14 protein-coding genes are annotated in these 12,864 nt (G+C 36.6%); 3 read left to right on the top strand and 11 right to left on the bottom strand.

Going from position 1 to position 12,864, the window contains the following annotated elements:
* Positions 1-334 precede the first annotated feature (334 nt).
* From SOP96_RS05165 to SOP96_RS05145, 5 genes are read right to left on the bottom strand one after another with little or no spacing between them, the layout of a single operon-like run.
* Positions 335-1,057, bottom strand: coding sequence for a lycopene cyclase domain-containing protein (locus SOP96_RS05165; protein ID WP_326319980.1), 723 nt, complete (start codon positions 1,055-1,057; stop codon positions 335-337).
* Complete coding sequence (locus tag SOP96_RS05160; RefSeq protein ID WP_326319979.1) at positions 1,058-1,513, bottom strand: sterol desaturase family protein; 456 nt, start codon at positions 1,511-1,513, stop codon at positions 1,058-1,060.
* Between the two features lie 21 nt (positions 1,514-1,534).
* Complete coding sequence (locus SOP96_RS05155) at positions 1,535-2,371, bottom strand: phytoene/squalene synthase family protein (protein WP_326319978.1); 837 nt, start codon at positions 2,369-2,371, stop codon at positions 1,535-1,537.
* A 5-nt stretch (positions 2,372-2,376) separates the two neighbouring features.
* On the bottom strand, positions 2,377-3,846 hold the full coding sequence (locus SOP96_RS05150) for a phytoene desaturase family protein (RefSeq protein ID WP_326319977.1): 1,470 nt from the start codon (positions 3,844-3,846) through the stop codon (positions 2,377-2,379).
* Between the two features lie 2 nt (positions 3,847-3,848).
* The gene (locus SOP96_RS05145; RefSeq protein ID WP_326319976.1) at positions 3,849-4,514 is read right to left on the bottom strand and encodes a MarR family winged helix-turn-helix transcriptional regulator; all 666 of its coding nucleotides are present in this window, start codon (positions 4,512-4,514) and stop codon (positions 3,849-3,851) included.
* 164 nt (positions 4,515-4,678) lie between these two features.
* Here SOP96_RS05145 and SOP96_RS05140 point away from each other — a divergent pair, with 164 nt between their 5' ends.
* Complete coding sequence (locus SOP96_RS05140) at positions 4,679-5,128, top strand: PA2169 family four-helix-bundle protein (protein WP_326319975.1); 450 nt, start codon at positions 4,679-4,681, stop codon at positions 5,126-5,128.
* Positions 5,129-5,395: 267 nt separating this feature from the next.
* On the opposite strand, the gene SOP96_RS05135 is transcribed toward SOP96_RS05140, so the two are convergent.
* Positions 5,396-6,268, bottom strand: a complete 873-nt coding sequence (locus SOP96_RS05135) for an AraC family transcriptional regulator (RefSeq protein ID WP_326319974.1) — start codon at positions 6,266-6,268, stop codon at positions 5,396-5,398.
* A 159-nt stretch (positions 6,269-6,427) separates the two neighbouring features.
* Between SOP96_RS05135 and SOP96_RS05130 the strand changes: the two genes are divergently transcribed.
* Together SOP96_RS05130 and SOP96_RS05125 are read left to right on the top strand one after the other, a co-directional pair.
* Positions 6,428-7,024 (top strand): hypothetical protein, encoded by a 597-nt coding sequence (locus tag SOP96_RS05130; protein ID WP_326319973.1) that lies wholly within the window; start codon positions 6,428-6,430, stop codon positions 7,022-7,024.
* A 424-nt stretch (positions 7,025-7,448) separates the two neighbouring features.
* Positions 7,449-7,877: a hypothetical protein gene (locus tag SOP96_RS05125; protein WP_326319972.1), complete on the top strand. Its 429-nt coding sequence runs from the start codon at positions 7,449-7,451 to the stop codon at positions 7,875-7,877.
* Positions 7,878-7,978: 101 nt separating this feature from the next.
* Here SOP96_RS05125 and SOP96_RS05120 read toward each other — a convergent pair whose 3' ends face one another.
* From SOP96_RS05120 to SOP96_RS05100, 5 genes are read right to left on the bottom strand one after another with little or no spacing between them, the layout of a single operon-like run.
* Positions 7,979-9,139: a DegT/DnrJ/EryC1/StrS family aminotransferase gene (locus SOP96_RS05120; protein WP_326319971.1), complete on the bottom strand. Its 1,161-nt coding sequence runs from the start codon at positions 9,137-9,139 to the stop codon at positions 7,979-7,981.
* 24 nt (positions 9,140-9,163) lie between these two features.
* Complete coding sequence (locus tag SOP96_RS05115; protein ID WP_326319970.1) at positions 9,164-9,760, bottom strand: acetyltransferase; 597 nt, start codon at positions 9,758-9,760, stop codon at positions 9,164-9,166.
* Between the two features lie 11 nt (positions 9,761-9,771).
* Positions 9,772-10,377, bottom strand: a complete 606-nt coding sequence (locus tag SOP96_RS05110) for a sugar transferase (RefSeq protein ID WP_326319969.1) — start codon at positions 10,375-10,377, stop codon at positions 9,772-9,774.
* Positions 10,370-11,539, bottom strand: a complete 1,170-nt coding sequence (locus SOP96_RS05105) for a glycosyltransferase family 4 protein (protein ID WP_326319968.1) — start codon at positions 11,537-11,539, stop codon at positions 10,370-10,372. Before SOP96_RS05105 ends, SOP96_RS05110 begins: the two co-directional genes overlap by 8 nt.
* Before the next feature lies 1 nt (position 11,540).
* Complete coding sequence (locus SOP96_RS05100; RefSeq protein ID WP_326319967.1) at positions 11,541-12,863, bottom strand: polysaccharide pyruvyl transferase family protein; 1,323 nt, start codon at positions 12,861-12,863, stop codon at positions 11,541-11,543.
* Between the last annotated feature and the right edge of the window lies 1 nt (position 12,864).

Below are 12,864 nucleotides of genomic sequence, written 5' to 3'. Positions count from 1 at the left end.
CGCGCCGAAAAAAGGATGCCGTTTCTATCCGGGCTAGAATTTATTCATTAAATGTAGATCCGGAATTTAAAGACTTCCGTAAAATTGCTGTACAACAAATCATCTTTTTTGAAATTCAAAAAACCTAACAGGTTTTCAAAACCTGTTAGGTTTAGGATATGCATAATCTCAGTTTTACCGCTTTGCCTCAATTATTATTTCTGGCTTATGCATTTAATGTACGATCTTCCGAAACATCAAACAAAAAGCACTTCCGGTGAGGAAATGCTTAAACACAAGTAAAACTAATATAATATTTTTGCTTAAAAAGCCTGAAAATTAATGTAAAGAAATATTATGATGCTTCCACCTCAACTTTGGATGTGGATGTAGTTTCAGACTTTTTAAACAATTGAAAAAGAAAAATATTCCATAAGATAAGTTCATATCCGTAAACAGTATCTTCAACAGGAATAGTTAACATTCTGATTCCCATAAATTCATTGGGATTATAGTTTACGATGGGAGATTCCAGTCCGGTACCCGTAAGTATTCCGTTAACCATAAGAAATCCCGGCATGAGAAGGAGATAGACAAAAGAAACTTTGCCGATCCATTTCACATTCAATAAAAATTTCAGCACAAAAAGGCTGCACGCTGTAGAAAGGAAAGTGATAAAAGTATAGATTCTGTCTTTAAACAAGAATGCAATGCATAACGCAATAATAATACTTACGATAACAAAGATCTTTTCTGGAAGCGGCTTCCAGTCGAGCTTAAAAAATTTATCCAGACAAAAATAGGTAAAAAGGCAGGCAAAAGGAATGCAGATAAAGAAAAGAAGTTCTTCTAAGGGAAGTCCGGCAAAACGGGTTCCCAAAAGGTACTGATCATTGAACCACCACACTCCTATCTTTGTAAACCATGCATCCCATGCCACAAAAACAGCTCCTACAATGAGTGAAGCCCCGATAAATGCACCGAAATACCTGTTGAATTTTATCTTATGGTGAAAAGAAAAAATAAAACAGATAATCACCGTAAAAAAATTAATAAAAAGGTAAGTGTACTGCTGCATTTATTTATTTTTATTGAAATACATTTTAAAATATTTTACCGGAACCCAAAGAAAACCGAAGCATTCTCCTTTTTCTTTTCCCGTATGTTTGTGGTGCTGCTTGTGCGCTCTCCTAATCGCCAGCAGATAAGGGTTTTGGGTATTGCGCAAAAGTTTTATCCTCTGATGAATGAAAATATCGTGCACGAAAAAATACGCCATCCCGTAAAGGGCAATCCCTATAGCTATATAAAACCAATGGTTGAATCCCTGAACGGTTCCGTAATACATCAAAAGAATGGTTGGTAATGCAAAAATTACAAAAAAATAATCGTTTTTTTCCATATGCCCGTCATTGCTGTGGTCATGATGGTCTTTGTGCAGAGACCAGAGGAATCCATGCATAATGTATTTGTGCGTAAGCCAGGTAATGCCTTCCATCACGAAAAAAGTTACTACTACAATGAGAAAATTCATTTTTTAATGTATTTATTAATCTTAAAATAAAGAAGCTTTGTACTGAACATAACAGCTCATCATCAAAGAAATTTTAGCACCGTTGGATATTCTGATTCTTCCATTAAGAATATTCTGGGCAGATTTTCTTTTAATTTTCCTGAATAAAGATACGTAATATCGATAGGCCAGATACACCCCGAACCTTGATGATGGCGGAAGCATTTTAATTCCGACCAATGCCTGCCTGAATTCTTCTTCAATCTCTTTTTCAATGGAAGATTTTACATTATTGTCAAAGTAGGTCATATCCAGTCCCGGAAAATAAACCCTTCCCAATTTGTAATAATCGTCTTTCATATCCCGTAAAAAATTCACTTTCTGGAAAGCCGATCCTAAAATCATGGCATAAGGTTTAAGCTTTTCATATTGTTCTTTATTCCCGTTCACAAAAACCTGAAGGCACATTAAGCCCACCACTTCGGCAGAACCTAAGATATATTCTTTGTAAAGATCGGAATTATAATCAATTTTCTGAAGATCCATTTCCATACTTTTCAAAAACTGGCGGATAAGCGATTCATCAATACGATACTGGTGCACCGTTTCCTGGAATGACTGAAGAATAGGATTAAGTGAAATACGGTCTTCCAATGCATTAAAGGTATCTTCTTTAAATTTAAGCAGCAGCTTTTCCTTATCATAATCATGGAAGCTGTCTACGATTTCATCAGCAAGACGAACATATCCGTAAATGGCATAAATAGGATTTCTGATCGCAGAAGACAATGCAAGAATACCCATGGAAAAACTGGTACTGTATTGTTTCGTAGTCTCTTTACTGACTGTGTAAGAAAGTTGGTCAAATAATTTTTTCATAGCAATCAATTTTTTATGGCTTCTGTTGCAGCTATTTTCCCTGAGATGATGGATGGTGGTACGCCTGGTCCCGGAACGGTAAGCTGCCCCGTATAGAATAAATTTTTTACTTTTTTGTTTCTGAGCGAAGGTTTTAAAACAGCCGTCTGTGATAAAGTGTTGGCAAGGCCGTAAGCGTTACCCTGATACGCATTGTAATCTTCCTTGAAATCTTTTACGCAATAGCTTTTTTTATAGTCGATTTTAAGCAAAAGATCGGTGGCTCCCGTATGCTTTTCGAGTCTGAGAATCATTTCCATAAAATATCTTTCTCTTATTTCTTCAGAATCTTCAATTCCGGGTGCTACCGGCATCAGAAGAAAAACATTTTCACAGTTTTCAGGGGCAACATTTGGATCTGTTTTTGAAGGACAGCAGGCATAGAATAATGGTTTAGTCGGCCATTTTTTATCCTTATAAATTTCATTCGTGTGAAGTTCCAAATCGTTTTCGAAAAATAAGGTGTGATGTTTCAGGTTTGGGATTTTTTCTTTAAATCCGAGATAATAAATCAGGCATGAAGGTGCAAAAACACGCTTCTCCCAGTAGCTTTCATCATAATTCCTAAATTCTTCCGGTAAAAGTTGGGTTTCCGTATGATGATAATCTGATGAGGCGATAATCACATCAAAATCAATTTGTTCCTGATTAACCGTTAATGAAGAAGCTGTTTTTTGATTGATATTAATTTTTTCAACATCCGCATTCACATAAAAACGGGTTCCCTGTTCTTCAGCAATATTTTTCATTGCATCAATAATTTTTGAAAAACCGCCCATCGGATACCATGTCCCTAACTTATATCCTCCGTAGTTCATTAAACTGTACAACGCAGGAATATCCTTTGGGGCAGCTCCCAGAAATATAACAGGGAACTCCATTAAAACAATCAGTTTAGGATGTGTGAAATATTTTCTTACAAAACGCTGAAAATTGGTGAGAAGATTCAGCTTCATGGCGCTTTTGGCAATTTTTGGAGATACGAATTCGAACCAGGAATGACAAGGTTTATTAACAAAATCCTGCATTCCTACTTCATATTTGTACTGCGCATCATTCATAAAGGCATCCAGTCTTTTTCCGGCTCCGTGTTCTGTTTTTTCAAATAGTTCCCTCATTTCTTCATAGTTGTGAGGAATATTCATGGTCCCATCTGAAAAAACCATTTCAAATTGCGGGTTTAAAGGAACTAAGGTATAGAAATCGGTAGCTTTTTTACCAAAATCGTTAAAAAAGGATTCTATAATATCGGGCATCCAATACCAGCTTGGTCCCATATCAAAGGTGTAGCCGTTATCAGTTGTAAAGTTTCTGGCTCTTCCTCCAATACTGCTGTTCTTTTCAAAAAGGTGAACTTCATGACCCTCTTTTGCTGCGTAAGCAGCAGCCGAAAGTCCTGAAAATCCTGATCCTATGACCGCAATTTTTTTTTTCATAGTTAGTTTTTAAATGTATGTTCTTCGTACACTGTTTTTATAAGATCCTTGCTGTCAATATTTTTTGAGAAAATAGGATAATGAAAACGGTCTAATTTATTAAGTATTCTGATAAGCTCCATTTTTTCGCTGTAGGTAAGATTTCCTGCAACGATATCTGTAGCCTGGCGAATCTTTGTCATCTGTTGCTCCAGAGCTTCTTTACCTTTTTCAGAAATGGTAATCAGCTTGCTTCTTCGGTCTGTATCAGATTCCGTCTGTTCGATCCAGCCATTCTTTAGAAGCCTTGTAATGATAAGCATTCCTACAGGCTTATCATGGATATTCCTTTTGATAAGCTCCATCTTGGTCATTTGTCCGAAAGATTTCAGATTAATAAGATAAATAAAATCTTCCTGAGTTACGAAGCCCGAATCTGAAATGGCCGATTTCGAGTAGTTTTTGGCGTATCTGTTCAGGTGCACAAGCAATGTGCTGATTGCACTTTCCGGAGACCTTCCATTTTCTTTACCCTCCCAATAAGGCTCTTCCTTATTTGGGTTGGCAGAGAATTTATCAGAAATCCATTGCTGAAATCCCTTGATATCAGCAGTGTAATTGTTTTTTTCGTTATCTTTATCAAACTGTTCTAAAAGCTGAATGACTTCCTGTGTCAAACTGTAATTCATGATCTTGAATTTTAAATATAAAATATACTAAATTTTATAACATTAGTACAATAATATACTATCATCAATTTTTATTCCAAAAACTTTTTTTTTAGAAAATTTAGAAAGTGCCTAAACAAGGCATGTTTATTGTAACTAACAAAGGACACCAATAAAAATTTAGTATGAACAACGAAAAAACAGTATCAGTACTTAACGATTTACTGAACATTACAAACGACAGAATTGAAGGATTTTCTAAAGTGGAAGACAAAGTTTGGGACAGCCATTCTGCTCTGAAAAACGACTACGACCAGATGGTATCACAATCTCAGACGATGAAATCTGATCTTATCAGGCTTATCAATGAAAGAGGCGGTGAGGCAGATAATTCAACTAGTACTGCGGGGGCCGTGCACAGAGCATGGATTGATGTGAAGAATTCTTTCTCAGGAAATAAAGATGAGTCTACTCTTGAGAATGTTGTATTCGGGGAAAAAGCAGCGATTAATGCTTATCAGGATGCCCTAGACAGCGGTGATCTTTGTCCGGAGAGTTCACAGGTTGTTTCAGATCATCTTCATCATTTAAAATCTTCTTATGCAAGATTTGAAAATCTGGAAGAACTGAATTAATACATACTGTTTCGGTATTAGAAATAAGAGAACTCTTTTTAGGGTCCTCTTATTTTTTTGTTCAAAATTCAAATTAAATTTAAAAGTTTTTAAAATGAAAAAAATAAAACATTGATTATCAAAATAATATATTTTTTTTAACATTAAGAAGCTAAGTTAAATAAAGCTCAATAAGCTGATTTATATTAAGTTTTTGTTATGATTTCTTCTGTGACTTTTGCGGTCGCTTCACACGTATATTTTAAAAAAACATGCTTCTTTTTAGAATTATTCCATAAAGTAATTAAATTCTTTTCGGTATTGCGACGGGCTTTTCTTTATGTATTCTTTAAATGTCTTATTGAAATAGCTGAAATTATTGAATCCGGATTCAAAACACACTTCCGTAATGCTCAACGGCTTTTCAGCCAATAGCTTCAGAGAATGTGTAATGCGATATTCGTTAACAAACTGGGTAAATGTTTTATTGGTAATTTTTTTAAAATATCGACAGAATGAAGGTACTTTCATATTGGCAAGATCGGAAATTTCTTCCAGGCTAATCGGGTCTTTGAAATGATCTTTCACATAATTAAAAATATGGTTAATTCTTTCATTATCCTCCACCTGGGTCTGAAGATAATATTTTCCGGCATTTAGTATTCTGTAATCCTTTGTTGTGGCGAGTTCATCCAATATCTCCAGAAAATTCAGCAGCTTATTGAGCGATGACGTTTCGTGCATATCTGCAATCTTTTTACCTACAGTTTTTTTGATGTTTTCATTAAAGACAATTCCGGCTTTAGATTTTTCAAGCAAAGCAGAAATTCGCTGCATTTCAGGAGTTTCCCAAATATTTTCTCCTAAGAAATCCGGTTTGAACTGGATCACCATTTCATAATCATTATTGGTATTTTCATTGGTAAGGCCACAATGCGGGAGGTTACTTCCCATCAAAACAAGATCACCATCGGAGAAATAAGAAATGTTGCTTCCGATCTGTCTTTTTCCGGAACCTTTGCAGACAAATATAAGCTCTACTTCAGGGTGGTAATGCCAGACATGGGATTTTATATTTTCATTACGTTGAAATTTCAGGCTTGTAAAACTGCTTCCGATATTCGGTTTTACAGCTTCGAAGGCTGGATTTGCGTGCTTCATGATCGGTAATTAATTATATGCAAAATTAACAATTAATATTCAATTAACTTTAAATTAAGGTTAATATTGTACATATATATGAAAATTGTATTGTAGAAAGGAGAAAATATCTGGTGTAGATTTGCAGTATAAATTATTGATAACAATAAACTTATCATTATGAATACATTAAAATCTGCTTTTCTTGCAGGATTTCTATTGATATCTGCAAGCGTAATGAGTAAAGACAAAGACTTTTCTATTGCTTTAGGAACAGTAAATGCGAAAACAATAAACTTTGAAATATCAAATGCGAAAAACGTTTCTTTGTTTGTGTATAATGATATTGAAGGAGAAATATTCTCAGAAAAACTGGATGCATCAGAAACGGTAATATCAAAATCTTACGACCTGAAAGAGCTTACTACAGGCACTTATTATCTGGTAGCAGAATCTGAAGGAAAGGTTGAGAAATACAGAATCAACATCAACAAAGATAATATAATGGAAGTTGATAAAACGCCTGTAAGCGTTATCCACAAACCTGAATATACCCTTAAGGATAATTTTGTAAAACTTCATATGTCCGGAGTAAAAAATCCCGTAACCATTTCTGTAATGGATTTTGCAGACAACAACTATTACACGGCAACCAAGCAGCCAGAAGACGGAGACCTGAATGTAACTTTCGATCTGGATCGTAATACTTCAGAAAATTACATCATCAGAGTAGAAGAAAACGGAAATGCTTTTAATAAAATCATTTCTTTAAGATAAGGAACATTTAGTTTATACTAATCATTCCATATACTAATTATTATATAGTTATTCTGGGTAATACCGGATAAAATTTCACGTACAGTTATTTTTTATGAGGCAACTCTTCTTTCAACACAGAGAAAGAGTTGCCTTATTTTTTTAAATTATAGCGGCCCATATTAAGTTTATTTCCTTCACTTCTTCCAATTCGTGCTCCGGTCTTTCAATGCTATATGGAATCGGCTTTTACTTTATGATAACAAAAATGAATCAAAAACTTAAAAAAAGTTTTAAATAAAGAATTGCCTACAGTTTTTTCACGATAGATGGTGAAATATTTATTGTGAACGATTTCCACAATATATACTAATTTTTATGCAGGAATTGCACCTATGGCATAACTTCTGATATAGCAAAGTGAATCACTTTAAATCCTAATATTATGTCGATAAAAATACAAGTTGCCATGTGTACCGACTGCGATGGTTACTACTCTTCTGCTCCTTTAGAAAAAAAAGATATTTTTAATCCTGAAATTACCGATCATTACTTTTATCACGGTGAGCCGTGGTTTACGCTTGATCTCGCTTCTTTCGAAAAGTTCAAAAATTATGACCGTACTGAAATTAAGATTATGGAGCTTGATGAGCACAGAAAACAGGATCATCTGCACTGCCACTGCCTGAAGAAAAAAACGGCCTCTAAAAAGAAATATGTATATAATGCATCCAAAAAGGAAAAAAATATTCCTATGGCCGAGAAGTATGAGGCAGAAACTGATATCTATTTTAAGGATCTTTATTACACCTATAATAATTTCCATGGAATAAGTGCCGGTAATTACGGCAATTCCAGCAGAAAATTCAGATAATGACATTCATTCAATTACGATTAAACAAAAAAGCAGAGACAATTAATATCTCTGCTTTTTATTTAATTTTAAATCATTGTTAACGATTATCCGAACGTTTATCAGATGGTAACGTCTGAAAGTTTTTTGTTTGAAAAAACATTAACCATTACTTTTTCAATTCTTGCTCTGTCTGCATCCGTAAGATTAGAACCGGAAGGAAGACACAAGCTGTTTTCGAAAAGCTTCTCTGCAAAGTCGCCGCCATAATACGGCGCATCTTTAAATACCGGCTGCATGTGCATCGGTTTCCAGATCGGGCGTGATTCTATTTTATCTTCCAGGAATGCAAGACGAAGATCTTCACGATTTGTTGAGGCTATTGTTTCGTCAATCGTAATGACTGAAAGCCAATGATTGCTGAAGAAATCGCCGTTGGGTTCGCGAAACAATGTTACACCATCTACATTCTTGGTAATTTCATCATAGAAACTATGCATTTTTCTGCGTCCTTCTACCCTGCTTGCAAGAACTTCCATCTGCCCTCTTCCGATTCCTGCACAAATATTACTCATTCTGTAGTTGTATCCTATTTCCGAATGCTGGTAATGAGGAGCTTTATCCCTTGCCTGTGTAGAAAGGAATACGGCTCTGTCTTTATCTTCTTTGGAATGACAAACCAAAGCTCCTCCGCCGGAAGTGGTGATAATTTTGTTACCGTTGAAGGATAAAATTCCGAAACGCCCAAAAGTCCCGCATGATCTTCCTTTGTAAGTTGAGCCTAATGATTCTGCGGCATCTTCAATAAGAGGAATATCAAATTCGGTAGCGATGGCTGAAATTTCGTCCAGTTTTGCCGGCATTCCGTAAAGATTAACCGCAACAATGGCTTTCGGTTTTTTGTTTTTGGCAATCCGGTCTGTTACGGCTTCCCTTAACGCGTCGGGGCACATATTCCAGGTATCTTTTTCCGAATCTATGAAAACCGGAGTTGCTCCCAGGTAAACAATAGGATTTGCTGATGCTGAGAAGGTAAGGGACTGACAGATTACTTCATCGCCATAGCCTACCTTGCATTCAATCAAAGCAAGATGCAGGGCTGCTGTTCCTGATGAAAGTGCGGCAACTTTTACTTCCTGACCTATAAATTTTTCAAGATCAGCTTCAAAGCCGTTTACATTAGGTCCCAAAGGAGCTACCCAATTGGTATCGAATGCTTCGTTAACATATTTTATTTCGGTTCCGCCCATGTGAGGGGAAGAGAGCCATATTTCAATGCTCATAATTTTTTTTTAATTTATTATTATTTACAGTTCGGTGATTTTTACAATTCTTCCAGGGTTTCCTACTACGGTTGAGCCGTCCGGAACATCACTGATGATAACCGTTCCTGCTCCGATAGTACACCATTTTCCAATTTTGATTCCCTGGATGATGTTGGCGCCAATTCCCACATGGGTTCCTTCGCCAACGTACACACTTCCGCCCAAAGCTGCATTAGGAGAAATATGTACAAAATCTTCCAGTACACAATCGTGGTCTATTGAGGAGTTTGTATTGATAATACAATGTTTTCCTACCGTGACAGCAGCATTAATGGTAACTCCCGACATCACAACAGTTCCTTCTTCTATGTGTATCCTTTTAGACAGCGAAGATTTGGGATGAAGTAAGGTCACATAGCTGAAAAACGTATTTTCATCAACTATATTTTTCCTTATCCTGTTATTTCCTATCGAGATAACCACATCAATTTGTTCTTGTGGTGGCTTTTGAAGAACAATGTAATCCAGGATTTTCTTTTTTGAAGAATCACCATCAATATAAGCATCAATATGATAGCCGTTTTGTTCTGCAATTTCAGCAACTACTTTGCCATGACCGCTTGCCCCATATAAATACATATTACACTTTTTTAATTATTTCCGTTAAAGGCTTCTGTTGTGGCTTGTCCTTCTTTGTTGATCCCTTCTTTTTTAAAAACTTTTTTAAAAGTCAGAAGAACAATTTTACAATCTAAAGCAAATGAAATGTGATCGATGTACCAGACATCCAGTTCAAATTTCTTTGCCCACGAAATGGCATTCCTTCCGTTTACCTGAGCCCATCCTGTAATTCCGGGACGAACTTCGTGCCTTCTTTTCTGCGATTCGTTGTACAGCGGCAGGTATTGTGGCAGTAAAGGCCGTGGCCCGATAATCGCCATATCTCCTTTCAGAACATTGATCAGCTGCGGAATTTCGTCGAGAGAAGTCTGGCGTATAAAATTTCCTATCGGCGTAAGCCTTTCAGCATCTGCAAGAAGATTTCCCCGGCTGTCTTTTTTATCTGTCATCGTTTTAAACTTAATGATGTTAAACATTTTTTCATTAAGGCCCGGCCTTCGCTGGAAGAAAAACGGCTTTCCGTCATTCTGAATATACAGCACGATGAGGACAATAAGAAAAACAGGCGACAATAAAATCAAACCTGAAAAAGCGATCAGAAAATCAATCACTCTTTTAAATAAGTTTTTATACATCTATATTATTTTCTTTAAGCAGGGTTTTATATTCTTTCAATAATTCGTTCCAGATAACAGACTGTTCATAACGGGACTCAATCATAGGTCTGGAATTCTTTTTCAGTTGATGGTACAAATCTGTGTCCGAAAGCAGGGTTTCCATTGCATTTTTCAGTTTTTGGCTGTTTTTAACAGGAATGATCATTCCGTTTTGCCCTTCAACAATAATTTCGTTGCATCCGTTGATATCAGATACAATGCTTGGCAGTCCCATGGCTCCCGCCTGCATCACAACATTGGGAAAACCTTCGCGATAGCTCGGGAAAACAAGCGCATCTGAAATGGCAAAATAAGGCCGTACATCTTTCTGAAATCCTAAATCTAAAATATCCGGATTGTTTTTTATCTCTTCTATTGTTTCCGGCTGCAAAGGATCAAGGTGTTCTTCCAAAGGTCCTATTAATAATAACTTTACCGGTTTTGAAGAATCTGCATTTTTATTAATCTGTGAAAAAGCGTTCACCAATTCGTTAATTCCCTTATCGCCCACCAAACGTCCTACGAATACGAAAACAAAATCTGATTCAGAGATGTTGAGCTGTTTCTTTAGCTGTTCTTTTTGTGCTTCAGAAATTGTACCGGGTGAGAAATAATCAAGATCAATTCCGTTCACATTACCGTTTGCGATAACTTTCAGCGGCTTTGAAGTGATTTTATAGTCTATCAAATCTTTTTTAACGCCCTGTCCTTCAGGATAAATATTGGTGGCCGCGCTGCAAAGGAGCCGATCCATATTAATAAGGACTTTCTGAACCAGACCTTTTCTGGTAGGAAAAATAAGCCCTGTAAAAGTATGCATACGAATAGGAACTCCAGCCATTTTCCCTGCAAGCATCGTTAACAGCCCGGCTTTAGGGGTAATGGAATGAACAATAGCCGGTTTTTCCGATTTTAAAATATGATATAACCTGAAAAGAGAAACGAGATCTTTTACGGGACTGATTCCTCTTTCCATGTTGATGCTTATTGTTTTTATCCCTTCACGCTGTCTTACCTCGTCAAGCAACTCACCTTCGGAAGATATTCCTACGATTTCGAAGAAACCGTTCAGAAACTTCAGCTGTCCTTTAAGCAGGACATTTAAAGATAAAGGTATGGTTGATGTACGGATTACTTTCATTTTAATATAATGATTTTATATCCTGTATTAATCTGTTTCTGCTCTCGGTAACCAGCCCCATTGATTTGTTGAGCTGAGATTTTATATTATCATATTCTGAAATGGCTTTATCAAACATATTGATAAGCAGATCAGATTCCACATCCTGGATCTGCACTACATAATCATTGAGCCTGAAATCTCCCATAATTCCTTTTGCCTTATTACCTCCGTAGCCTATTGCAATGGATGGCACCAGGGAAGTGAGTGAAAAAATGATGGAATGAAAACGTGTTCCGATGAAAAAATAAAAATTGGAATAAACTGCTTTCAAGATGTCGCATGAAAGGTTTTCGTTAATCCAGATAAGATTGGGATCCTTCACCTGAGCAAGCAGGTCTTTAATGGCATTACGGTCATCTTCATGGGAATTTGGCCCTAAGGATTGATTGCATAAGGCCACTTTATACCCTTTCGCCAATAAATGCCTGGTGAGATCTGCCACTGAATCGATATATTTTTTATACAGTGCTTCAGGGTTTGATAATCCCGGGAAACGCCATGGACGAATGGTTACGCCTACAATTTTATCTTCTTTCGACAGGTTATATTTTTGAAGGATTTTTACCGCTTCTTCCTGGCTTCCTTTTTCAAGGAAAAAACCAAGATCCATCTCAACCGGTATTTTTTTACCCATAAGCTGTCCCAGGCTTTGCGCAGAAACGTTTTCTCTTGCATACACCAGATCCAGCTTTCCGAATACGGAACGCACCTGCTTTTCAACGGTAAGCCCTATAAAAGGTCCGTAAGAGTTCGGCAGGAAAACCACTTTTTTGCCCAAGGCTTTTGCAAGTCTTACATAGAACAGGAAATACCACATGAGATAGGGTGCTGTTTTCTCGCCATAAGCATGGATAAATCCTCCTCCTTTTACAAAAATTGTTTTGGCTTCATGAAACTGTTTTACGGTTCGGTAGGTTTTATCGTCGAAATTTTTTCTTACTTTTTCAAGATCGTTGCAGATTTTTATGAGATACCGGGTATCTTTAAAATCCATAGCAGCATTTTTGATCTGCTTCAGGAGTTCCATTTTAGATTCTTTAATGTGCTCCCCTGATTTGTGCTGCCCTCTTCTGGGATGTTTTAGAATATTTTCGAGCAATTTGAATCCGTGCTCTTCAGATTGCCTGCAGAGCAATTCTCTTTCTTCATCATTATCTCCGGCATCCAGGATATATACCTCGTCATACAGCCCGGTATCTTTGGCAAGCCTCCAGCTTTCCCAGACCAAAGCCTGATCTCCTTTATTTAAATCTGTTACTCCTGGTACTATTATAGCGTTCATT

This window comes from Chryseobacterium salviniae (genome assembly GCF_035819015.1).
Taxonomy (GTDB): domain Bacteria; phylum Bacteroidota; class Bacteroidia; order Flavobacteriales; family Weeksellaceae; genus Chryseobacterium; species Chryseobacterium salviniae.
This window is presented reverse-complemented; position numbering and strand designations above follow the sequence as displayed.